This is a genomic window from Microbacterium sp. UNCCL10, assembly GCF_000746195.1.
Classification (GTDB): Bacteria; Actinomycetota; Actinomycetes; order Actinomycetales; family Microbacteriaceae; genus Microbacterium; species Microbacterium saccharophilum.
Genome location: NZ_JQKT01000007.1, coordinates 1,205,162 through 1,227,099, shown reverse-complemented (window position 1 = coordinate 1,227,099; position 21,938 = coordinate 1,205,162). Strand labels below are relative to the sequence as shown.

General features: G+C 71.8%; 21 protein-coding genes. 5 read left to right on the top strand and 16 right to left on the bottom strand.

Annotated elements, in window-relative coordinates; all coding sequences use genetic code 11:
* Window positions 1-6 precede the first annotated feature (6 nt).
* Window positions 7-345 carry a PadR family transcriptional regulator gene (locus BR85_RS06075; RefSeq protein WP_028495718.1) on the top strand — a complete coding sequence of 113 codons (339 nt, stop codon included), beginning with the start codon at window positions 7-9 and terminating at the stop codon, window positions 343-345.
* Window positions 327-1,142, top strand: a complete 816-nt coding sequence (locus tag BR85_RS06070; RefSeq protein WP_036272295.1) for a permease prefix domain 1-containing protein — start codon at window positions 327-329, stop codon at window positions 1,140-1,142. The genes BR85_RS06075 and BR85_RS06070 overlap by 19 nt, the downstream gene beginning before the upstream one ends.
* Window positions 1,143-1,196: 54 nt before the next feature.
* Here the strand turns inward: BR85_RS06070 and BR85_RS06065 are convergent, their stop codons facing one another.
* The 14 genes from BR85_RS06065 to rpsD all read right to left on the bottom strand — a co-directional run bounded on the left by BR85_RS06065 (window position 1,197) and on the right by rpsD (window position 16,937).
* Window positions 1,197-2,777, bottom strand: coding sequence for a Rieske 2Fe-2S domain-containing protein (locus BR85_RS06065; RefSeq protein WP_028495717.1), 1,581 nt, complete (start codon window positions 2,775-2,777; stop codon window positions 1,197-1,199).
* An 81-nt stretch (window positions 2,778-2,858) separates the two neighbouring features.
* Complete coding sequence (locus BR85_RS06060) at window positions 2,859-5,798, bottom strand: DEAD/DEAH box helicase (RefSeq protein WP_028495716.1); 2,940 nt, start codon at window positions 5,796-5,798, stop codon at window positions 2,859-2,861.
* A gap of 23 nt (window positions 5,799-5,821) precedes the next feature.
* A complete protein-coding gene (gene nusB, locus BR85_RS06055; RefSeq protein WP_028495715.1) occupies window positions 5,822-6,232 on the bottom strand; it encodes a transcription antitermination factor NusB in 411 nt (136 codons plus the stop codon).
* Window positions 6,233-6,235: 3 nt separating this feature from the next.
* Complete coding sequence (efp, locus tag BR85_RS06050; RefSeq protein ID WP_028495714.1) at window positions 6,236-6,796, bottom strand: elongation factor P; 561 nt, start codon at window positions 6,794-6,796, stop codon at window positions 6,236-6,238.
* Window positions 6,797-6,887: 91 nt separating this feature from the next.
* Window positions 6,888-7,346 carry a type II 3-dehydroquinate dehydratase gene (locus BR85_RS06045; protein WP_028495713.1) on the bottom strand — a complete coding sequence of 153 codons (459 nt, stop codon included), beginning with the start codon at window positions 7,344-7,346 and terminating at the stop codon, window positions 6,888-6,890.
* A gap of 190 nt (window positions 7,347-7,536) precedes the next feature.
* Window positions 7,537-8,613, bottom strand: coding sequence for a 3-dehydroquinate synthase (gene aroB, locus BR85_RS06040; protein WP_028495712.1), 1,077 nt, complete (start codon window positions 8,611-8,613; stop codon window positions 7,537-7,539).
* The gene (locus BR85_RS06035; protein ID WP_028495711.1) at window positions 8,610-9,116 is read right to left on the bottom strand and encodes a shikimate kinase; all 507 of its coding nucleotides are present in this window, start codon (window positions 9,114-9,116) and stop codon (window positions 8,610-8,612) included. Before BR85_RS06035 ends, aroB begins: the two co-directional genes overlap by 4 nt.
* The gene (gene aroC, locus BR85_RS06030; protein ID WP_028495710.1) at window positions 9,113-10,324 is read right to left on the bottom strand and encodes a chorismate synthase; all 1,212 of its coding nucleotides are present in this window, start codon (window positions 10,322-10,324) and stop codon (window positions 9,113-9,115) included. Before aroC ends, BR85_RS06035 begins: the two co-directional genes overlap by 4 nt.
* 4 nt (window positions 10,325-10,328) lie before the next feature.
* Window positions 10,329-11,162 (bottom strand): shikimate dehydrogenase family protein, encoded by an 834-nt coding sequence (locus tag BR85_RS06025; RefSeq protein WP_028495709.1) that lies wholly within the window; start codon window positions 11,160-11,162, stop codon window positions 10,329-10,331.
* Window positions 11,163-11,165: 3 nt separating this feature from the next.
* Complete coding sequence (gene mltG, locus BR85_RS15790; RefSeq protein ID WP_028495708.1) at window positions 11,166-12,662, bottom strand: endolytic transglycosylase MltG; 1,497 nt, start codon at window positions 12,660-12,662, stop codon at window positions 11,166-11,168.
* Window positions 12,662-13,135 (bottom strand): Holliday junction resolvase RuvX, encoded by a 474-nt coding sequence (gene ruvX / locus BR85_RS06015; RefSeq protein WP_028495707.1) that lies wholly within the window; start codon window positions 13,133-13,135, stop codon window positions 12,662-12,664. Before ruvX ends, mltG begins: the two co-directional genes overlap by 1 nt.
* On the bottom strand, window positions 13,132-15,798 hold the full coding sequence (gene alaS / locus BR85_RS06010) for an alanine--tRNA ligase (RefSeq protein ID WP_028495706.1): 2,667 nt from the start codon (window positions 15,796-15,798) through the stop codon (window positions 13,132-13,134). The genes ruvX and alaS overlap by 4 nt, the downstream gene beginning before the upstream one ends.
* A 66-nt stretch (window positions 15,799-15,864) precedes the next feature.
* Entirely contained in the window at window positions 15,865-16,182 is a 318-nt protein-coding gene (locus tag BR85_RS06005) for a hypothetical protein (protein WP_036272293.1), read from the bottom strand.
* Between the two features lie 125 nt (window positions 16,183-16,307).
* Window positions 16,308-16,937, bottom strand: coding sequence for a 30S ribosomal protein S4 (rpsD, locus tag BR85_RS06000; protein ID WP_028495705.1), 630 nt, complete (start codon window positions 16,935-16,937; stop codon window positions 16,308-16,310).
* A 566-nt stretch (window positions 16,938-17,503) separates the two neighbouring features.
* Between rpsD and BR85_RS05995 the strand changes: the two genes are divergently transcribed.
* Window positions 17,504-17,788: a hypothetical protein gene (locus BR85_RS05995; protein ID WP_028495704.1), complete on the top strand. Its 285-nt coding sequence runs from the start codon at window positions 17,504-17,506 to the stop codon at window positions 17,786-17,788.
* Between the two features lie 18 nt (window positions 17,789-17,806).
* On the opposite strand, the gene BR85_RS05990 is transcribed toward BR85_RS05995, so the two are convergent.
* Both BR85_RS05990 and BR85_RS05985 read right to left on the bottom strand, forming a co-directional pair.
* Window positions 17,807-18,418 (bottom strand): NUDIX hydrolase, encoded by a 612-nt coding sequence (locus BR85_RS05990; RefSeq protein ID WP_051526174.1) that lies wholly within the window; start codon window positions 18,416-18,418, stop codon window positions 17,807-17,809.
* On the bottom strand, window positions 18,415-19,683 hold the full coding sequence (locus BR85_RS05985) for a replication-associated recombination protein A (RefSeq protein ID WP_028495703.1): 1,269 nt from the start codon (window positions 19,681-19,683) through the stop codon (window positions 18,415-18,417). The genes BR85_RS05990 and BR85_RS05985 overlap by 4 nt, the downstream gene beginning before the upstream one ends.
* Before the next feature lie 157 nt (window positions 19,684-19,840).
* Here BR85_RS05985 and BR85_RS05980 point away from each other — a divergent pair, with 157 nt between their 5' ends.
* Window positions 19,841-20,146 (top strand): hypothetical protein, encoded by a 306-nt coding sequence (locus BR85_RS05980; protein ID WP_028495702.1) that lies wholly within the window; start codon window positions 19,841-19,843, stop codon window positions 20,144-20,146.
* Between the two features lie 68 nt (window positions 20,147-20,214).
* The gene (locus BR85_RS05975) at window positions 20,215-21,918 is read left to right on the top strand and encodes a DUF349 domain-containing protein (RefSeq protein WP_197018588.1); all 1,704 of its coding nucleotides are present in this window, start codon (window positions 20,215-20,217) and stop codon (window positions 21,916-21,918) included.
* Window positions 21,919-21,938: the final 20 nt, after the last annotated feature.

Here is a 21,938-nt window from a genome sequence, read left to right as displayed (position 1 = left end):
CTAGGTATGAATAGCGAAGCACTCAAAGGTCATCTCGACCTGCTGGTCCTCGCGATCGTCTCGGGGGGACCGTTGCACGGCTACGGGGTCATCGAGCGACTGCGCGATCGCAGCGGCGGATCGTTCGACCTGGCCGAAGGCACGGTCTACCCCGTGCTGCACCGTCTGGAGCGGGCGGGTCTTCTCCAGCACGAATGGTCCGACAGCTCGGGCCGCCGCCGGAAGCTCTACGCCCTGACGGCGCAGGGCCAGGCCCGACTCGTCGAACAGCGCCAGGGGTGGCGCGAGTTCGTCGACGCCGTCGACTCGGTGCTGAGGAGGAACCCGTGGCCGCAGACAGCCTGATCGACGAGTACCTCCAGGTCCTCGGCACGGGCATGCGCGGGCGGCGCGACCGCGCCGACCTGCTCGACGAGGTCGCCGACCACCTGCACTCCGCCGCCGAGCGGCTCGAAGCCGTCGGCGTCGACCCGGAGACCGCCCAGCGCCGCGCCCTGGCCCGTTTCGGCGAGCCGCGCCTGGTGGCGGGCCTCCTCACCTCCGTCCCATCGAAAGGAAACCTCGTGACCCTGTTCTTCTCGCGCCATCTCGGCGCAACCGCCGCTCTGGCCGCCGTCCTCTGGGCCGTCGCGTCGGTGGCCGCTCTGTATGGCTTCACGGACGTCGACGGCGCATGGACCTCCGACCGCTACCTGCTCTCGGCGATGCTCATCTCCGCCGCCTGCCTCGTCACGACGGCTGTGCTCGTCGGGATGAACCTCCGCGCAACCGGGGCGTTCGACGGCTCGACGATCGCGATCGCGGCGCTCGGAGTGCTCTCCGCTGCCGCGGCGCTCGTGCTCGCGTGGGCGATCATCTTCTGGCTGCCGCTGCTGGCGGCGGCCGTGACCTGGACAATGGCGCGCGCCCGGCGGTCGCACGCCGGCTCACGGACCTTCGTCCTCGTGCTGCTGGTCGCCGCCCCGCTCATCGGGATCGCGTCGATCGCGGTGACGCTGCTCGGTCAGTTCGCCGAGGCGAACCTCGAGTTCGCCGGCTGGGCGCTCGTGGCCGGCATGGGCGCCGTGCTCATCGCCGCGCTCGCCGATCTCGCGGTGCGCCTCGCGCGCCGGGTCTCCCGCGGGCACGCCGTTCCCGCCTGACGTCACGAGAAGGGGGCCGATCGCGGTGCGCGATCGGCCCCCTTCTCCGCGTCGTCAGACCGCGGCGGGCAGCGTCGCGGCCTCGGTGATCTCGCCGTCGACGCTGCGGGACGCGCGCACCGGGTGTCCGTGGGTGGTGAGGCACTTGCCGGTCGCGAGGTCCCACTTCCAGTCGTGCAGCGAGCAGGTGAGGACGCCGTCCTCGATCTTGCCGGTCTTCGACAGGTCGGCGCGCAGGTGCGGGCAGCGGCGCTGCACGGTCCAGTCGGCCAGCTCGATGTCCTCGGACACGTCTGCCTGCTCGGCGTACCAGTTCTCCACGTACTCGATGCGGTCGCGGGACAGGCACTTCAGGAAGGTGTAGATGAACTCGTTGAACTTCCCCACGCGTCCGGCCTGGAACTGCATCGACAGGAAGATGGAGTTCGACCAGTCGATCTCGCGCTCGGCGATGTTCGTGGAGACGAGGTCGGCGGGGATCGTGAACCAGTACCCGGTCTCCTCCCCCGCGTACTCGCGGAGCTTCGCCTTCGGGAAGTCCACGACCATGTCGAGGTCGCCGATCGTGAAGCGCACGGGGCCGCCGACGCCGGTGCGGATCGTGCGTGCGCGGCGCAGCAGCGGCTCCCACCACTCCTGGAGCGCGGCGAGCATCTCGGCGGGCGGCAGGATGGGCGAGCGCGAGGCGACCTCGTCGGCGATCTCCTGCTGACGCGAGGCGCGCTGCTCCTCGAGATAGGCCCACTTGTCGGTGAAGATGCGCTCGATCTCGGCATCCGTGTAGAGGCTCTGCTCGACGCTCACCTCGCCCCCCTCGAGGGTGACGACGGTGCCCGGGAGGAAGTAGTGACCGTCGTACTGCGGCGCCTCCTCCTTCATCCGCGCCAGGAACTGCGCCTGGTCGGTGAAGATCGAGTCGTCCTCCTGGCCGAGGCCGTTGTAGCGGAACAGCTCATCGCGGAGGAACATCGGGGGCCCCGCCATCGGGAAGACGTGCGGCGCGTCGACCTTCTCGATGTAGAACATGGCGCGCTTGTGCTGGGCCTCACGCTTGAGGTGCGCGAAGTTGCGCTTCGCCTCCTGCGGCAGGTCGTAGACCATCGGCCACCAGATCGCGCCGGAGAACTGGGTGAAGTACGCCTCCGGCTTGCCGAACGACAGCAGCTTCTCCAGGTCAAGCGGGTGCGAGTCGTTCTGGTTGAGGATCGATGCCGTGCCGTCGTCGACGGAGAGGCTGGAGTCGCCGATGGGGCCGTCGCTGGGTGCGCGCAGCGGCGTGATCATGATCTTCAGCGAGCCGCGCTCGACGACCTCGCCGGCGCGCGTGTAGGTGATGTTGTCGTACCCGAGCGCGCGGAGATCCTGCTCGAGGTCGTCCGTCGGGTAGTCCGGCAGCAGCACCTCGATGTCCTTCGACACGTACTGCTGCAGCGCCCGGGGATCGAAGTGGTCGCGATGGCGGTGCGAGATGTACAGGAAGTCCGCCGCCCCGAAGCGCTCCCAGTCGAGCGCCCGGTTGTCCGGGAACACGAACCACGAGCCGTAGAACGACGAGCCGACCACGGGGTCGCACAGGATGCTGCCGCCCGTGGTCTCGATGAACATTCCTGCGTGGCCGAGACCGGTGATGCGCATGCTGAATCCTCCTGCCGAGAGTTTACGGGAGGTGGTCCGCGCGTCCGGGCAGCGGTGCCGTGCAAAACGAGGCGGGTCGGGTCAGTCCTCGAACAGGCCGCGGATGTCGTCGGCGGTGAGCGCGCGGGAGAGCAGCTCGTCCTCGTCCAGGACGGCGTGGAACAGCCGGGCCTTCCGCTCCTGCAGCGCGAGCACCTTCTCCTCGATCGTCCCGTCCGCGATGAGCCGGTACACGTTGACCGGACGATCCTGGCCGATCCGGTGGGTGCGGTCGATCGCCTGCGCCTCGGCGGCGGGGTTCCACCACGGGTCGAGCAGGAAGACGTAGTCCGCCTCGGTGAGGGTGAGTCCGAAGCCGCCGGCCTTCAGGCTGATGAGGAACACCGGCGCGTCGCCGCCGCGGAACTCCTCGACGGTCCCGGCGCGGTCGCGCGTGGACCCGTCGAGGGAGACGTAGCGGATGCCGTGCGCGTCCAGTGCCGCCGCGACGAGGGTCAGGTACGACGTGAACTGGCTGAAGACGAGAGCCCGGTGGCCCTCCGCGACGACCTCGTCGAGGCGCTCCAGCAGGGCATCGAGCTTGCTCGAGCGGATGTTCCCGGCATCCACGAGCGACGGCGCGAGCGCGAGCATGCGCAGCAGCGTCAGGGAGCGGAACACGATGAACCGGTTGCGGTCGAGGTCGTCCAGGAGCCCGAGCACCTTCTGCCGCTCCCGCTGCAGGACGGTGTCGTAGACGGTCCGGTGCGCGCTGCTGAGCTCGATGCGCAGCTCCTGCTCCTGCCGGGGCGGGAGCTCGGCGGCGACGAGCTCCTTCGTGCGGCGCAGGACGAAGGGACGGATGCGGTGGCGCAGGCGCTCGATGCGCCGCGCGCGGTAGGGGCCGCCCTCGACGTTCTCCGGGACCTTGCCCTTCTCGATCGGCTTCACATACTCCTCGCGGAACCGGCGGGCGGAGGCGAACAGGCCCGGGGAGGTCAGGGAGAGGAGGGTCCAGAGTTCCTCGAGCGAGTTCTCCAACGGGGTGCCGGTGACGGCGAGCGTGACGTCCGCGCGGAGCGCCGCGGCCGCGCGGTAGGCGCGCGTGCGGCGGTTCTTCACGAACTGGGCTTCGTCCAGCACGACGAGAGCCCACTCGGCAGCGGTGAACTCCGCCTCATCCAGGCGCAGCAGCGTGTACGAGGTCACGACGATGTCGGCGCCCGCCGCCGCGTCGGCCAGCGGCATCCCGCTCGTGGCGCGCGTGGCATCGACGACCCGGACGCGCAGGTCCGGCGTGAAGCGGGCGGCCTCCTCCCGCCAGACCGACAGGACCGAGGTCGGCGCGACCACGAGGAACGGGCGCCGCTCCCCCGTCTCCCGGGCGTGCGCGAGGAGCGCGAGCACCTGCAGCGTCTTGCCGAGGCCCATGTCGTCGGCGAGGATGCCGCCGAGCCGGTGCCGCCAGAAGAACGCGAGCCGGTCGAAGCCGTCCCGCTGGTAGGGGCGCAGCTCGGCGTGCAGCCGTGCGGGAAGCGGTGCGTGGTCGACCCGCTCGACGTTCCGCAGCGCGCTCGCCGCCTCCCGCCAGCTCACCGCGGGCTCGGACACGTCGGCGAGGTCCTCGAAATCCGACCAGAGAGCGGCCTGGTAGCGGCTGATGCGCGGACCGGTCTCCCATTCGTCGAATTCGGCGGCTTCGTCGATGAGCTCGCGGAGCCGGTCCAGGGCCGGGTGGGCGAGCGAGAAGTACCGGCCGTCGCTGAGCAGGATCTTCTTCCGCCGCAGCGCCAGCGCCGTGAACAGCGGCGTGAACGGCACGCGTCGCCCGCCGATCTCGACGATGATGCCGAGGTCGAACCAGTCCGGGTCGGTGGACTCGACGGTGGAGACGGTGATCCGCGGGTCGTCGGTGAGCTCCCGGTAGCGGCGGCGGGTCCCCGTCACGACGACGCGGACCCCGTCGAGCGACTCCAGCAGGGGCAGGGCGTGCGCGCCGAACTCGGCCGCGTCGACGCCGCGCAGCGTCGCGACCGGCGCGAAGGGCAGCGGGACGGCGTCGTCCCACGCGCGTTCGAGCGCCTGGGCGGTGGCGGTCTCGGCGTCGTCGGCGGGCGGCGCGTACGGAGCGCTGCCGGCGCCGGCGCGCTCCCAGCGCAGGGCGTAGTCGATCGTGTCGCCGGGCTGGAAGGCGACCGCCGCGACGAGGGTCGTGTGCCGCGGGGTCGGCAGGTCGAGCCCCGGCGCCGGCGTGACGTGGCGGGCGAGCGCGGGGTACGCCTCGCGCACGAAGTCGTCGACCTCGTCCGCCGGGACGCGGACGGGCGCCGGCGCGAGGAGGACGGCGCGGGCCGTCTCGCTGAGCGGCACGGGAGCGAGCGTGACGCGGAGACGGGCGCCGTCCGGTGCGACGGCGTACACCCCGCTGCGGGCGACGGGACGCACGGCCGGCGCGTCGGCGAGAGCGCCGTCGATCTCCACCCGCGGGGCGAGGTGCAGGCCCGCGTCGTCGCGGTTCAGGACGACCTCGACGGTGGCGCCGGCCGCGAGGGTCACGTCGAGGTCCTTTCGGGTGGGGACGATCGGGATGCCGAGATCCGCGGCGGTGCGCAGGTGCGGCCACAGCAGCGTGGCCTCGATCGTGTCGAGGGTGAGCCATTCGGACGTGTCGGCGAAGCCGCCGAGGATCCGGTCGTCGCGGGCGAGGGCGTGCAGTTCGGTGAACCAGCGCACCTGCGCCCGGCTCCAGCGTCGTCCGCGGCCGGTGCGGCGCAGCGACTCCCAGGTCACGTCGCCCTTGATCCACCCCGCGGCGCCGCGCATGAGCGGGCGGAGGCCCACCAGGAGGTCGAACGGATCGTGCGCGAAGCGGCGGGGGGTGACGGCCTGCACGCGGCGCGGCGCCCAGTGGGCCTCCCCGGAGGTTTCGCGCTGGCGCAGCTCGACGCCGAGGGCGAGCGGCTCGAACTCCGCCGGTGGAGCGGAGAGGAGGGTGCGCCAGGACGGCGCCGCCTCACCCGGGGTGCGGCGAGCGGCATCCATGGCGGCGGCTTCGCGTGCCGATGTCAGTGAGAGCGGGCGATGCGCGCCAGGACGCCGTGCACGAACGAACTGGAGTCGTCGGTGGAGAACTCCTTGGCGAGTTCCACGGCTTCGTCGATCACGACGGCGGTGGGCACCTCGTCGTTGTAGACCAGCTCCCACACGCCCATGCGGAGGATCGCGCGGTCGACGGCCGGCATCCGCTCGAGCTTCCAGTCCCGGGCGTGCGTGACGATCTGCTCGTCGATGTCGTCACGGTTGTCGATGACGCCGTCGACGATCTCGCGCGCGTACAGCCACGACGCCTCGCGGGACGGTTCGCTGGCCGCGCGCTGCGCCTCGGCGGCGAGCGTCACGCCGAGGTCGTCACCGCGGACGTCGGACTGGTACAGGATGTCCAGGGCGCGCTTGCGCGCCTTGCTGCGGGCGCTCAACGCTCAGTTCACGCGACCGAGGTAGTCACCCGTGCGCGTGTCGACCTTGACCTTGGTGCCGGTCTCCAGGAACAGCGGCACCTGGATCTCGTAGCCCGTCTCGACGGTCGCGGGCTTGGTGCCCGCCGACGAGCGGTCGCCCTGCAGGCCGGGCTCGGTGTACGTGATCTCGAGCACGACGGATGCCGGGAGTTCGACGTACAGGGGGTTGTCGTTGTTGAGCGCGATCTGGACCTGCTGGTTCTCCAGCAGGAAGTTCTTCGCGTCGCCCACGGTCGCCGCCGGGACGGTCAGCTGGTCGTAGTCGGCGACATCCATGAACACGAAGCTGTCGCCGTCGTTGTACAGGTACGTGTAGTCGCGGCGGTCGACGTTCTCGATCTCGATCTTCGTGCCCGCGTTGTACGTGCGGTCCACGGTCTTGCCCGAGACGACGTTCTTCAGCTTCGTGCGGACGAACGCGCCGCCCTTGCCGGGCTTGACATGCTGGAACTCCACGACGCTCCAGAGCTGTCCGTCGATCTTGAGGACGACGCCGTTCCTGATGTCTGCGGTGGATGCCATGAGTGTGAAGTTTCCGTTCGTGTGGGGTCCGGGGCCGCGGCGCTGAAGAGGTCGAAGCGCGGGCCGACAGTCGATTCTACGGGAAGACGGCTCAGAGGTCCGACTGGCCCGTGATCACGTCGAGGAGCAGGGCGGTGGCGCGAGCGTAGCCGGGGACTCCCTCGCCGATGACGTGGACGGCGGCGACGTCGGCCACGAACGAGTGGTGGCGGAACGCTTCGCGCTCGTAGACGTTGGAGATGTGCACCTCCGCGACCGGCAGCGCGACGCCGGAGAGCGCGTCGCGGAGGACGACGGAGGTGTGCGTGAGTCCGCCGGGGTTGATGACGATGCCGGCGCAGTCCGGGCGGGCGGCGTGGATCGCGTCGATCAGGACGCCCTCGTGGTTGCTCTGCACGGCGCGGACCTCGAAGCCGCGCGCGGTCGCGGTCTCGGTGACGAGCCGCTCGACGTCGGCGAGGGTCTCCCGCCCGTAGATCTCCGGCTCGCGGGTGCCGAGGAGGTTGAGGTTCGGCCCGTTGACGAGCAGGAGGCGGCGCGAGGTGGTCACGTCAGCACCCTAGCGGCCGTGGGCCGGCGGCCCGGTCTGCTCGGCCGTACGCCGCGGGAGGAGATGGCGCCTCGGGAGGGCGGATTCCGCGGATGTGACCTCCCGGCGCGTCATCTCCTCCGGAGGGGTACGGATGCCGGCGGTGCGGATGCCGGCGGTGCGGATGCCGGTGGCGCGGCGGCCGCGGACGCTAGCCCGCGACCTCCTGGTACGCGGCGAAGAGCAGGGACTCATCCGGCGCCTGCAGCACGGTGGGCTTGGCGATGTCGTCGAGGACGATGAAGCGGAGCATCGAGCCGCGGGACTTCTTGTCGCGCTGCATCGTCGCCAGCAGCGACGGCCACGCGCCCGCGCGGTACGTCGTCGGCAGCCCGAGGAGTTCGAGGATGTCGCGGTGCCGCTGCGCGGCGGCATCCGGCAGGCGTCCCGCGAGGCGGGAGAGCTCGGCGGCGAAGACCATGCCGACCGAGATCGCGGCGCCGTGGCGCCAGCGGTACCGCTCGGAGTGCTCGATGGCGTGACCGAGGGTGTGGCCGTAGTTGAGGACTTCGCGGAGGCCCGCCTCGCGGAGGTCCTCCCCCACGACGCGCGCCTTCATGTCGATCGCGAGCTCGATGCAGCGCCGGAAGGCCGGGCTGTGCGGGTCGACGGCGGCCTTCGGGTCGGCCTCGATGAGGTCGAGGATCTCCGGGTACCAGATGAAACCGGCCTTGACGACCTCGGCGAACCCGGCGACCCGCTCGTTGTCGCTCAGCGAGTCGAGCATCTCCAGATCGCACACGACGGCGCGGGGCGGCCAGAAGGCGCCGACGAGGTTCTTCCCCTCCGCGGTGTTGATGCCGGTCTTGCCGCCCACGGCGGCATCCACCATGCCGAGGACCGTGGTCGGCACCTGCACGAGCGTGACGCCGCGCAACCAGGTGGCCGCGACGAACCCGGCGAGGTCGGTCACGGCCCCGCCGCCGAAGCCGATCACGACGTCGGTGCGGGTGAAGTCGGCCTGCCCCATGACCTGCCAGCAGAACGCGGCGACCTCGACCCGCTTGCCCTGCTCGGCATCCGGGATCTCGGCGAGGAGCACCTGCCGCTCCTCCCCCAGGAGCGCCCGGAGCTGCTCCGCCTGCGCGGACAGGGTCGGCGGGTGCACGATGAGCACGCGGCGCGCGGCGGCGGGCAGGACGTCGCCGATCATGGGCAGGATGCCGCGACCGATCGTGATGTCGTAGGGCTGGTCGCCTGCGACGGTGATGACGGTGGTCTCGCTCATGTGTTCTCCTGAACCCACTCGGTAATGGCGTCGACGATGTCCTGGAGGGGGCCGGTGGACGTGTCGAAGGTGACGTCGGCGAGCTGCTCGTACAGGCCGCGCCGCGTCTCGTACACCTCGCGCCAGCGGGCGACGGGGTCCTCGCCCTGCAGCAGGGGGCGCTTCGAGCCGCGGATGCGGGAGCCGACGGTGTGCGGCGACACGGTGAGCAGCACGACACGGTGGCCGGCGAGCTCGGCCTGCGTGTCGGGGTGCAGCACCGCCCCGCCGCCGAGTGCGACGATGCCGCCCTGGTCAAGGCCGGTGTGCACGGCATCCCGCTCGAGGGCGCGGAAGTGCTCCTCGCCGTGGTCGGCGAAGATCTTCTCGATGGGGCCGTGCGCGCGGGACACGGCGACGTCGCTGTCGTAGAACTCCACGCCGAGCCGCTTCGCGACGCGCTTGCCGATGCTGGTCTTGCCCGCGCCCATCGGACCGATGAGGACGACCGCGGGGCTCGTCATCCGAGCGTGTCGTCGCTGCCCGGTGCCGTGTGCAGGCTATCCGGGATGGCGGCGAGGTAGCCGTCGAGGTTCCGGCGGGTCTCGGCGACGCTGTCGCCCCCGAACTTCTCCAGGACGACCTCGGCGAGCACGATCGCGACCATGGCCTCGGCGACGACGCCCGCGGCCGGGACGGCGCACACGTCGGAGCGCTGGTGGTGCGCCGTCGCCGCCTCGCCCGTCGTGACGTCGATCGTGCGGAGCGCGTGCGGGACGGTGGCGATGGGCTTCATACCGGCGCGGACCCGCAGGACGGTACCGGTGGACATGCCGCCCTCCGTGCCGCCGGCCTTGTCGGTGGCGCGCGTGATGCCGCCGTCCGTGGCGAAGAGCTCGTCGTGCGCGGCGGAGCCCCGGCGCCGCGTGGTCTCGAAGCCGTCGCCGACCTCGACCCCCTTGATCGCCTGGATGCTCATGAGCGCCTGCGCGAGCTTCGCGTCGAGGCGGCGGTCCCACTGCACGTGCGAGCCGAGCCCGGGCGGCAGGCCGTACGCGAGCACCTCGACGATGCCGCCGAGGGTGTCCCCGTCCTTGCGTGCGGCGTCGACCTCCTCGACCATGGCCGCGCTCGTGGCGGCGTCGAAGCAGCGCAGCGGATCGGCGTCGAGGGCCGCGACGTCGTCCGGCGCCGGGAGCGCCGTGCCCTCCGGCACGCGGACGGGGCCGATGGAGAGCGTGTGGCTGACGAGACGGATGCCGAGTTCGCCGAGGAAGCCGCGGGCGATCGCGCCGAGCGCGACGCGCGCGGCGGTCTCGCGGGCGCTGGCGCGCTCGAGAATGGGCCGGGCCTCGTCGAAGCCGTACTTCTGCATGCCGACGAGGTCGGCATGGCCGGGGCGGGGGCGCGTCAGGGCGGCGCCGCGGCCGCGGGACTTCTCCGTCAGCTCGACGGGCTCGGGGTTCATGACCTCGACCCACTTGGGCCATTCGGTGTTGCCGATGCGCAGCGCGATGGGGCTGCCGATGCTCGTGCCGTGCACGACGCCGGAGGAGATCGTGAGCTCGTCCTCCTCGAACTTCATCCGGGAGCCACGGCCGTAGCCGAGCTTGCGGCGAGCGAGGTCGGCCTGGATGGCGGCGCGCGAGACGGGGACGCCCGCGGGCAGGCCCTCCATGACGGCGACGAGTTCGGGGCCGTGCGATTCGCCGGCCGTGAGCACGCGGAGCATTGTTCTATCCTCCCATGAGCGCGCGGCGCATGACGGCCACGGCGGCGGCCTCGTCCGGCAGCGGCTCGGCGGGGTCGCCGGTGCGGAAGATCCGGATCTGCAGCACCGCCTGGTGCAGCAGCATCCCCGCCCCGCTGACGGCGCGGCCGCCGGCCCGGTCCCACGCGGCGGAGAGCACGGTGGGCCAGTGGCCGTAGACGACGTCCAGCAGCAGGCCGCCGGCACCGGCGAGGGCGTCGGCGGCGAGGGGGTCGAGCCGGGCGCCGCCGGGGAGCGTCGCGATCGTGAGCGGCACCGGGGCGAAGGCGTCGGCGGTCAGCGGAACGGGCAGCACCGTCATCCCGAGCCGGTCCCCCAGGTCCTGCAGCGGCGCGACGGCGAGGGGGCGGCGCGCGGCCACCTCGACGTAGCGGGCGCCGAGTTCGGCGAGGGCGACGAGCGCGGAGGTCGCGGTGGCGCCGGCCCCGACGATGCGGGCCTCCTCGACGCCGGCGATGCCCTCCTCGGCGAGGGAGCGCACGATGCCCCCGACGTCGGTGTTGAAGCCGCGGAGCGCGGAGTCCGTGAGAAGCAGCGTGTTGACGGCGCCGGTCAGCTCCGCGCGGTCATCACGCGTCGTGGCGGCGGCGAACGCGGCGGTCTTCAGCGGCATCGTGAGCGACAGGCCGCGGAGCGTCGGCGCGGCCGCGGCGAGCTCGCCCGCGAAGCCGGCCTCCGTGACGCGGCGCCGGCCGTACGTCCAGTCCCAGCCGAGCTGCCGGTACGCCGCGGAATGCAGCGCCGGCGACAGGCTGTGCTCGATCGGGTCGCCCCAGACCTCCAGTGCGGCGTCCGACACCGCTCAGCAGCCCGAGTCCGGGTTGGCCTCGCACCAGGCGGTCCACTTCTCGATGGCCTGCTGGTGCTGCGCGTAGGTCTCGGTGAACTCGGTCTCGCCGGTGTCGAGGTTCACGGTCACGAAGTACAGCCACGGGCCCTCGACGGGGTTCATGGCCGCATCGATCGCGAGCTGGCCGGGGTTGGCGATGGGGCCGACCGGGAGACCCGGGTGCACGTACGTGTTCCACGGGTTGTCGTCCTCGAGAGCCTCCTTGGAGGAGCTCACGGTGCCGTCGTGCATCTCGCCGTAGCCGTACTGGGCCGTGGAGTCCATCTGCAGCTTGCCGAAGGTCTCCTCGTTGCCGGCATCGAGGCGATTCTGGATGACGCGCGAGACCTTGTAGAAGTCGTCCTCGAATCGTGCTTCCCGCTCGATGATCGATGCGATCGTGAGGATCTCGCCGCGCCGCTCCGCCGGGACGCCCACCGTGTCCAGGACGCTGACGGTCTTGTCGACGAGCGTCTGGATGACCTGCTGCGCCGTGACGCCCGGGTCGAAGGTGTAGGTCGCCGGGAAGAGCCAGCCCTCCAGGCTGTCGGCATCCACGCCGTAGACGGACGGGTCGGCGACGGCGGCCTGGAAGTCCTCGATCGGCAGGCCGATGCCGTCGGCGAGGAGCGGAAGCGTGGCCTCGACCGTGAGCCCCTCGCGCAGCTGCGCGGTGTTCTCCTGCTTGTTCGCCGGGTCCAGGAGGGCTTCGAGGGCGGCCGCGGAGGTCATCTTCTTCTGCAGCGTGAAGACGCCCGGCACGAACGTCGGGTTCTGGCCGGAGGAGATGAGGTAGTCGTAGAACGCGCCGGAGGTCTTCGTGACCCCGGCGTCGTACAGGCGCTCGGAGATCGTCGCGCCGGTGTCGCCGGAGACGATCGTGACGAGCGCCTCCCCCTCGGCCATGCCCGACTCGTAATCCTTCGGCTCGCTCCACCCGAACAGATCGCGGATGGGCTCTTCATAGGTGTTCCAGACCCACAGGCCGCCGGCGACGATGCCGCCGATGATCGCGAGCACGACGAGGAGGATCACCCAGCCCGCGATGCGGCCCTTGCGCCGGTCGCGCTCGTGGCGCTCTTCGACGAGGCGCTTGTCCGCGGGGTGCTCCTCGGCGAAGAGGGCGTCGATGGGTGTCGTGGATCGCGGCACGTCGGTCGTGGGGGCGGGTTCGTGCTCGTCGGCGGGCGTGCTCATCGCCGGCGGCGCGGTCTGCTCCTCGGGTGCCGGGGCGTCCGGAGCCGGGGCGTCCGAAGCCGGGGCGTCCGGAGCCGGGGCGTCCGAAGCCGGGACATCGGTCACGGTGGGGGTCGTCCCGGTGGCGGCCAGACGCGCCGCGCGACGGCTGAGCGGCGCGGCGGCGGGAGCGGGCTGGTCGGATTCGGGATGCACGCCGCTACGCGCGCTCGGCGTCGGCAGCTTGCTGAAGAGGTCCGCGAACTGATCGTCGTTCGACGGGGTGTCGGGCATCAGACGATCTCCTGCGGATCGGGCAGAGGCGTGCCGGCCGGGTTGCCGGTGCTCTTCTCGACGTCGATCGCCTGCTGGAGCAGGACGACGGCGGCGACTTGGTCGACAATCCTACGAGACGACTTCTGTGTTCGCCCAGAGTTCCGCAGTGCCGCGTGCGCCGAGACGGTGCTGAGTCGTTCGTCGACGAGCCGGATGGGCAGGCCGGATGCCGCCGCCACGGCGACCGCGAAGGTGCGCGCGTCGGCGGTGGACGACGTCTCGTTGCCGCTGAGGCTGATGGGCAGGCCCACGAGGATCTCGAACGCCTCGTGCTCCGCGGCGAGCTCCGCGACGCGCGCCGCGGCGGCGTCGGTGCGCGGCACCGTCTCGACCGGGACGGCGAGGAGGCCGTCGCGGTCGCAGCGGGCCACGCCGACGCGGGCCGTCCCGACGTCGACGCCGAGCCGGACTCCGCGCCGGAACCCGCTCACGCGGTCGCCGACTCCAGCGCCGTGACGATCGCCGCGAGGGCCGCAGGCAGCGCCGATGCGTCGGTGCCGCCGCCCTGCGCGAGGTCGTCCCGGCCGCCCCCGCCTCCGCCGAGCGTCGCGGACGCCGCCTTCGCGAGGGCACCCGCCTTGGCCCCGGCGGTGCGAGCCGCGTCGTTGGTCGCGACGATCACGACGGGGCGTCCGCCGACATCCGCGCCGAGCGCGACGACGGCCGCGTCCGAGCCGAGCCGCTCCCGCAGCTGCAGCGCGAGTCCGCGCACGTCGTCCGCGGACGCCACGGCGCCCAGGGACTGCGCGACGACGCGGTGAGCGCCCGCGCGCTGCGCCGTCTCCAGCAGGGCGGGCAGCCGTTCGCCGAGGGCCTTCGCCTCGAACTGCGCGATCTTCTTCTCCGCCGCCTTGAGGTTCGCGGTCAGCTCCGCGATGCGCGCGGGGATCTGGTCGCGCGGCGTCTTCAGCGCAGAGGTCAGCTGGGACACGATGGCACGCTCGGCCGCGAGCTCGCGGAACGCGTCGAGCCCGACGAGGGCTTCGACGCGGCGGTTGGAGGCGCCGACCGACGACTCCCCCACGAGGTTGATGAGACCGACCTCGGCGCTCGTGGACACGTGCGTGCCGGCGCACAGCTCGCGCGACCAGGGGCCGCCGATGTCGACCATGCGCACGGTCTGGCCGTACTTCTCGCCGAACAGCGCCATCGCGCCGAGCTCCTTGGCCTCCGCGAGCGGGAGGACACGCGTCGTGACCTCGAGGTTGTCGCGGACGGCGTTGTTGGCGATCTCCTCGATCTCCGTCCGGGTCGCCTCGGAGAGCGCCTGACCCCACGTGAAGTCGAAGCGCATGTAGCCGGCGCGGTTGAGCGACCCCGCCTGCGTCGCGGTCTTGCCGAGGGTGTCGCGCAGCGCCGCGTGCACGAGGTGGGTCGCGGAGTGCGCCTGACGGGCGGCGCGGCGGTTCACGGCATCCACGACGGTCGTCGCCGGCTGGCCGACGCCGACCTCGCCGGTCCTGACCTCGACGGTGTGGCTCACGAGGCCCGGCACCGGCTTCTGCACGTCGATGACGTCGAGCTCGTACCCGGGGCCGACGATGACGCCCTTGTCGGCGACCTGGCCGCCGGACTCGGCGTACAGCGCGGTCTCCGCGAGGATGACCTCGGCGATCTGCCCCTGCGTCGCGCGGTCGACCGGCTGGCCGTCGACGAGCAGACCGAGCACGGTGGACTCGGTCTCCAGATCGCTGTAGCCGGTGAAGACGGTCTCGCCCTGGGCGCGGAGGCTGCTGTAGACGCTGAGGTCGGCGAGGGCGCGGCGGCGCGACTTGGCATCCGCCTTCGCCCGCGTGCGCTGCTCGAGCATGAGCGCGTCGAACGCCGCACGGTCGACGGAGAGGCCGGCCTCCTCGGCGACCTCGAGGGTGAGGTCGATGGGGAAGCCGTAGGTGTCGTGCAGGAGGAACGCCTCGGAGCCCGCCAGCGACGCGCCACCGGAGCGCTTGGTGTCCTCGACGGCGAGGTCGAGGATCGTCGAGCCGGCCGCCAGGGTCCGCAGGAACGTCTCCTCCTCGGCGACGGCGTACTGCGAGATGCGCTGCCAGTCCGTCTCGACCTCCGGGTAGGCCGCCTTCATCGCGTCGCGCGAGGCGGCGAACAGCTCCGGGAAGGTGGGGCCGTCGACCCCGAGCAGGCGCATGGCGCGCACCGAGCGGCGCATGAGGCGGCGGAGGATGTAGCCGCGGCCCTCGTTGGACGGTGTGACGCCGTCGGACAGGAGCATGAGCGACGAGCGGATGTGGTCCGCGATGACGCGGAAGCGCACGTCGTCGCCGTGGTCGGCGCCGTAGCGGCGGCCGGACAGCTCGACGGCGCGGTCGAGCACGGGACGGACCTGGTCGGTCTCGTACATGTTGTCCACGCCCTGCGTGATGAACGCGACGCGCTCCAGGCCCATGCCGGTGTCGATGTTCTTGTTGGGGAGCTCCCCCACGATGTCGAAGTCGACCTTGGAGCGGACGTTCGCGATCGCGTCCTGCATGAAGACGAGGTTCCAGATCTCGGTGAACCGGTTGTCGTCCACGGCGGGGCCGCCGTCCTGCCCGTAGGCGGGACCCCGGTCGAAGTAGATCTCCGAGCAGGGGCCGGCGGGGCCGGGCTGGCCGGTGGACCAGTAGTTGTCCTCACGGCCGAGGCGCTGGATGCGGTGCTCGGGCAGCCCCGCGACCTTCTGCCACAGCGCGGCGGCCTCGTCGTCATCCTGGTACACGGTGACCCACAGGTCGCGCTCGGCGAAGCCGAGACCGCCGTCGGCGCGCGAGGAGGTCAGCAGCTCCCAGGCGTAGCCGATCGCCTGCTCCTTGAAGTAGTCGCCGAACGACCAGTTGCCGAGCATCTGGAAGAACGTGCCGTGACGGGCGGTCTTGCCGACCTCCTCGATGTCGTTCGTGCGGATGCACTTCTGGTTGTCCGCGGCGCGGGGGTATGGCGGCGGGACGGTCCCGTTGAGGTAGGGGATGAACGGGACCATGCCCGCGATCGTGAAGAGGACGGACGGGTCGGGGCTCACGAGGGATGCCGACGGCACGATGACGTGGTCGTTCTTCTCGAAGTACGACAGGTAGCGCTGGGCGATCTCAGCGGTCTTCATGGAATGGGTCCCTCGGGCGAGCATGCGGATGCGACGCACCGGTACGGTGCGCCGCGGTGACGCGGGTCAGTCGGTGAGCTTGGCGGCGGCGTCCTTGGATGCCTCGACGGCCTCGGCCGCAGCATCCGCGAGGTCGTCGGCGGTCGCGGACGCGGCGTTCTGGGCGGCGTCCACGACGTGCGAGGCAGCGCCCTTCGCGTCGGCGACGAGGCCTTCGATCTTGGCCTCCTGCGCGCGGTAGGCGTCGCCGATGCGGTCCGTGAACTCGGAGATGCGGGCGTCGACCTCGGCGAGGACCTCGTGACCACGCGGGTCCTTGTTGACCAGGTGGGCGGCGACGAAGCCGCCGGCGATGCCCAGCAGGAACCACAGCGCGTTCTTCATGCGTCCATGTTAGGCGCAAACGACGAAGGGCGCCGGGTGACCCCGACGCCCTTCGATGCTCGCTGATGTATCAGCGCGCGGCGTAGTTGTGCTGTCGGCCGCTGCGCGGCTGTACTACGCCCCGCTTAGCGCGCGGCGTAGTACTCGACGACGAGCTGCACGTCACACGTGACGGGCACCTCGGCGCGCTTGGGGCGACGCACGAGGCGCGCCTGCAGCTTGTCGAGCTCGACCTCGAGGTAGGCCGGAACCGGGGGCAGGACGTCGGCGTGACCGCCGGCGGCTGCGACCTGGAAGGGCTCGAGCGACTCGCTCTTCTCCTTGACGTGGACGAGCTGGCCCGGCTTCACGCGGAAGGACGGGCGGTCGACGAGCTGGCCGTCGACGAGGATGTGCCGGTGCACGACGAGCTGGCGGGCCTGGGCCGTGGTGCGAGCGAAGCCGGAGCGGACGACGAGGGCGTCGAGACGCATCTCGAGCAGCTCGACCAGGTTCTCACCGGTCAGGCCGTCCTTGCGGCGGGCCTCGTTGAACGTGTTGCGCATCTGCTTCTCGCGGATGCCGTACTGCTCGCGAAGACGCTGCTTCTCGCGCAGACGGACGGCGTAGTCGCTGTCCTGCTTGCGCTTGGTGCGACCGTGCTCACCGGGAGCGTAGGGGCGCTTCTCGAGGTACTTGGCTGCCTTGGGGGTCAGCGCGACGCCGAGGGCGCGCGACAGACGCACCTTGCGGCGGTCCTGGGACTTCGTTGCCACGAAGTGTTCCTTCCGTAGACGTGGCCGCGTCTTTCGCGACTCACGGACGTATCGCCTCTCCTCGCCCGGTTCGGACAGCACGCCGGGGCATGCCGAATGGTGTTCCAGAGGAGAGGGGATGCCCGAAAACTCGGTTTCGAGCCGCTCAAGTCTAGCAGACCGGGCCTGGGCGCCCCACGGCGCGTCCAGGCACGCCTGCGGCGGGGTCGGGCGGTGAAATCGGGGTCGCTTCGCGCCGCATCCCCCGCCGGGAGGCGACAGCATCCGCCCCCATTCTCCGCGGGCTCCGCGAAGGGTGTCAGTCCGTGCCGCCTCAGCCCGCGCGACGTGGCACGAACCGACCCCGATCCGCGGCGCCCCAGATCATCCTCCTGGCGCGGGGCCTCGTGCGCGGCGGCCTGTCACAGAAGTCGCGGCCACGCGCGGGCACAGGCGCGGGAGGTGTGACACGCCGCGCGCGGGTGTCACGCGAGGTGCGGGTCGGCCCGCCGGCAGCCCGCAGCAGGTGTGACACGGGCCGCCGGGCGGATTGCCCTGTCTGGTGGGCGTGCGCGGCGGCTGGCATCATGAGCGACATGCGGCGCAATCCCTATTACGGCAACCTTCTCACGGTCGGCGGCCTCGCGCTGTTGCTGGCCCTGATGCTGATGCTCATCGTCGCCGCGGAGACCGACTACGCGTCATACGACCGCGAAGCCGTCGGCGAGCTCCGCGCGTGGTCCTATCTGATGGTCGGGATCGCGGCGGCGTCGTTCATCGGCACCCTCGTGCTGGCGGGGATGCGGTGGACCCCGCGCGACGGCATGCCGGCGGCGGGAGCCGATGCGCTCGAGCGGATGCCGACTGACTGACTGACTGACTCGGCGCGGCTAGGCCGTCCACGGAGCCAGGAGCGTGCGGACGCTCCTCTGCAGTCCGGCGAGCGGCGCGGGCACGTCGCCCGCCCGGGCGAAGGCATGCAGGCCCCGCAGCGCCGCGCCGGCGTCGCTGAGCTCGCCGGAGACGAGGTGCTCCAGCAGCGCGGCCGCCAGGATCTCGCGGACGCGCCCGGTCTCCCCCGCCTCCCACTGCGGCTCGGCGACGCGGACGCAGTCCGCCGCGATGAGGATGTTCTTGCGACGCCGGGAGTTGGCGGCCGCCCACTCCGCCCCCGCGTGGAAGACGGCGCCCGGGCGGTAGCCGGTCTCCTCCTGCAGCTCCCGGATGCCGGCTTCCACGGCATCCTCACCGGGATCGATGAGGCCGCCGGGCAGCTCCGCGATGACCCGCTCGGGCCCGACCCGGTACTGGTCGAACAGCACGACGCGGTCGTCCGGCGTGAAAGCGACGACCGAGACGGTGTCGCCGATCTCGATGACGTCCCAGCCGCTCTCGCTGCCGTCCGGGAGGCGGTACTGGTCGCGGCGCACGCGCACATAGCCGGCGTACATCGGTTCTGTGCCGAGCTTGATCCAGCGCGGGACGGGCTCGTCTGCCGTCACCGGTCGTCCCCGAGGATCTTGCGGATCTTCTCCAGCCGCGCCGAGATGTCGCGCTCGACGCCGCGGCCGGTCGGCTCGTAGTAGCGCCGGCCCTGCAGCTCGTCGGGAAGGTACTGCTGGGTCGCGACGCCGACGTCGAGGTCGTGCGGGTAGATGTAGCCCTTGCCGTGCCCGAGCCGCTTCGCGCCCGGGTAGTGCGCGTCGCGGAGGTGCGTCGGGACGCGGCCGAACCCGCCCGCGCGCACATCGGCGATCGCGGCGTTGATCGCGTTGTAGGCGGCGTTGGATTTCGCCGTCGTCGCGAGGTAGGCCGTGGCCTCGGCGAGCGGGATGCGGCCCTCCGGCATCCCGATGAACGCGACGGCGTCGGCGGCGGCGACCGCGATCTGCAGCGCGTGGGGGTCCGCGAGGCCGATGTCCTCGGCGGCCGAGATGACGAGCCGGCGCGCGATGAAGCGGGGGTCCTCCCCCGCCTCGATCATGCGGGCGAGGTAGTGCATCGCGGCATCCACGTCGGAACCGCGGATCGACTTGATGAAGGCGCTGATGACGTCGTAGTGCTCGTCGCCCTGCCGGTCGTAGCGCAGGAGCGCGCGGTCCACGGCCTGCGCGACGTGCTCCGCCGTGATCACCGCGGAGTCGCCTTCCGGCATGGATGCCGCCGCTTCGAGCGCCGTGAGCGCCCGCCGCGCGTCTCCGGATGCCAGTTGGATGAGCGCCGCCCGCGCCTCCGGGGCGAGTTCGACGGCGCCGGCCAGACCGCGGGCATCGGTGACCGCCCGGTCGATGAGGGTGCCGAGGTCGGCGTCGGTGAGCGGTTGCAGGGTCAGAAGCAGGGAGCGGGACAGCAGCGGGGAGATGACCGAGAAGGACGGGTTCTCGGTGGTGGCGGCGATGAGGATGACCCAGCCGTTCTCGACGCCGGGCAGCAGCGCGTCCTGCTGCGCCTTCGTGAAGCGGTGGATCTCGTCGAGGAAGAGGATGGTGGACTGGCCGTACAGGTCGCGCTGGGTCATCGCCTCCTGCATCACCTCGCGGACGTCCTTCACGCCGGCCGTGACGGCGGACAGTTCGACGAAGCGCCGCCCCGAGGTGCGTGCGATCGCCTGCGCGAGGGTCGTCTTCCCGGTGCCGGGCGGACCCCAGAGGATGACGGACACGGCGCGCGACGCCGTGGCGTCGGGGTTGGCGAGGGCGACGAGCGGGGATCCGGGACGCAGGAGGTGCGACTGGCCGGCGACCTCGTCGAGCGAGACCGGCCGCATCCGCACCGCGAGAGGCGTCTGCCCCTGGAAGAGGGCGGTGGGAGTGGTCACCCGTCAAGGCTAGTCGCGCCCGCCGACGCGGGCGCGTTTGGCCGCCGCTGCGCCCGCACCATAGGCTTTCCCGCGCCCGGTGCGGACCGGCGATGAAGGAGGCCACGTGGCGAGCGGTGCAGGCAAGAAGGGCGACCGCGCGGCGAAGGAACGCGCGCGGCTGTATCTCGCGCGCCAGGAGTACCACCACGGCCTGCAGCGTCGCCGACAGCGCGACAACCTCATCGCGGGGATCGCGGGCGGTGCGCTCATCCTCGCCGTCATCGGCGGGCAGATCGCCTACTACACGCTCAGCCCCGGCACCCCCGAGCCCGCGCCGTCGCCGTCCGCCACACCGACGCCGACGCCGGCAGTGACCCCGTCGCCCACGCCCACGGTGGCCACGACGCCGTCCCCCTCGCCCACACCCTGAGTTCGGCCGTACTAGGCTGTGAGCCGACCGAACCCCCATGCGGCGTATGCCGCGACGAGGTGCATCCTGTGACTTCCGCCACACATCCCGAGCCCGCCGACAACGCCGCCGAGGACTCGGAGCTGAACGCTCCCGAGCCGGCGGAGACCGTCGAGCCCGCATCCACCGCCGCCGACGAGGCCCAGCCCGAGCCGACCGACGAGGCCGAGCCCGAGCCGACCGCCGAGGCCGAGCCCGCAGCCGACTCCGACGCCGAGCCGGACTCGACCGACGAGGCAGAGCCCGCAGCCGAGCCCGCGCCGACCGTCGAGCCCGAGCCGGAGTCGATCGACGAGGCAGAGTCCGCGGCCGAGGCCGAGCCCGCCGCCGAGGCCGACGCCGAGCCGTCTGCAGACGCCGAGCCGAGCGCCCCGGCCGAGCCGGTGGCATCCCCCGCCCCCGCGAAGCCGACCCCGGGACGCTTCCCGCTGCCGGGAAAGCCCGCCAAGCCGGCGATGCCGGTCAAGCCCGCCGCGGCGCCGGCCGTCGCCGGCGAGCCCCTGGCCGATGCCGGCGAGTGGGGCCGCGTCGACGAGGACGGCACGGTCTCCGTCCGCGAGGGCGACCAGTGGCGCGTCGTCGGCCAGTACCCCGACGGCACGCCCGATGAGGCGCTCGCCTACTTCCAGCGCAAGTACGCCGACCTCGTCAGCGAGGTGAGCCTCCTGGAGGTTCGCCACCGGCGCGGCGGCGCGTCGGCATCCGATCTTCGCTCGACGGCCAAGACGGTGCGTGAGCGCGTGACGGGAGCCATGGCGGTCGGCGACCTCGCGGCCCTGGAGGCGCGGCTGGACGCCCTCGAGGCGACGCTCTCCGAGGCGACCGCAGAGGAGCAGCAGGCGCAGCGCGCCGCCGTCGACGCCGCAATCGCCGAGCGCACCGAGCTCGTGCAGGCGATCGAGGAGATCGCCTCCCGCGACCCCAAGTCCATCCAGTGGAAGCAGGTGACGGCCGAGGTCACCGCGCTGTTCGAGCGCTGGCAGGCCCACCAGGCGACCGGTCCCCGGTTGCCCAAGTCCACCGGGCAGCAGCTGTGGAAGCGGTTCCGCGACGCGCGCAGCGTGGTCGACAAGCACCGCCGCGAGTTCTATTCGAGCCTGGACGAGCAGCACAAGTCCGCACGGGATGCCAAGTCGCGTCTCGTAGAGAAGGCCGAGGCGCTCGCGAACAAGGGCGAGGACGGCATCACCGCCTACCGCGCGCTGCTGGATGAGTGGAAGAACTCCGGCCGTGCCGGCAAGAAGGCCGACGACGCGCTGTGGGCGCGGTTCAAGGCCGCCGGAGACGCCCTGTACGGCGCGCGCGCCGAGCGCGAGCAGGCGGATGCCGAGGAGTCCAAGGAGAAGATCGAAGCCAAGCGCGCTCTTCTGGCCGAGGCCGCCGCCGTGCCCAAGGAGAAGGACGCCGGCAAGGCGCGCGCGCTCCTGACCGGCATCCAGCGCCGCTGGGACGACATCGGCCGCATCTTCCCGCGGGAGGCCGAACGCGGCCTCGACGACGAGCTCCGAAAGATCGAGCAGGGCGTCAAGGCGCGCGAAGACGCCGAGTGGAAGAACAACAACCCCGAGACCAGGGCGCGCCAGAACGACATGACGCAGCAGCTCCGCGACGCGATCGCGAAGCTCGAGGCGGATGTCGCGGCGGCCGAGAATACCAAGGACGAGCGCGCCATCGCGGCCGCGAAGGATGCCCTCGCGGCGCGCAAGGCGTGGCTCTCCGCGCTCGGCGGCTGACACGCAGCTGCGCTCGGCGG

Bases quoted from the DNA above. Each gene is read 5' to 3' on its own strand.
- BR85_RS06075 (WP_028495718.1), top strand. From the start codon at position 7: ATGAATAGCGAAGCACTCAAAGGTCATCTCGACCTGCTGGTCCTCGCG.
- BR85_RS06065 (WP_028495717.1), bottom strand. From the start codon at position 2,777: ATGCGCATCACCGGTCTCGGCCACGCAGGAATGTTCATCGAGACCACG.
- BR85_RS06060 (WP_028495716.1), bottom strand. From the start codon at position 5,798: ATGGATGCCGCTCGCCGCACCCCGGGTGAGGCGGCGCCGTCCTGGCGC.
- efp (WP_028495714.1), bottom strand. From the start codon at position 6,796: ATGGCATCCACCGCAGACATCAGGAACGGCGTCGTCCTCAAGATCGAC.
- aroB (WP_028495712.1), bottom strand. From the start codon at position 8,613: ATGAGCGAGACCACCGTCATCACCGTCGCAGGCGACCAGCCCTACGAC.
- BR85_RS06035 (WP_028495711.1), bottom strand. From the start codon at position 9,116: ATGACGAGCCCCGCGGTCGTCCTCATCGGTCCGATGGGCGCGGGCAAG.
- aroC (WP_028495710.1), bottom strand. From the start codon at position 10,324: ATGCTCCGCGTGCTCACGGCCGGCGAATCGCACGGCCCCGAACTCGTC.
- mltG (WP_028495708.1), bottom strand. From the start codon at position 12,662: ATGCCCGACACCCCGTCGAACGACGATCAGTTCGCGGACCTCTTCAGC.
- alaS (WP_028495706.1), bottom strand. From the start codon at position 15,798: ATGAAGACCGCTGAGATCGCCCAGCGCTACCTGTCGTACTTCGAGAAG.
- BR85_RS06005 (WP_036272293.1), bottom strand. From the start codon at position 16,182: ATGAAGAACGCGCTGTGGTTCCTGCTGGGCATCGCCGGCGGCTTCGTC.
- BR85_RS05995 (WP_028495704.1), top strand. From the start codon at position 17,504: ATGAGCGACATGCGGCGCAATCCCTATTACGGCAACCTTCTCACGGTC.
- BR85_RS05985 (WP_028495703.1), bottom strand. From the start codon at position 19,683: ATGCGGCCGGTCTCGCTCGACGAGGTCGCCGGCCAGTCGCACCTCCTG.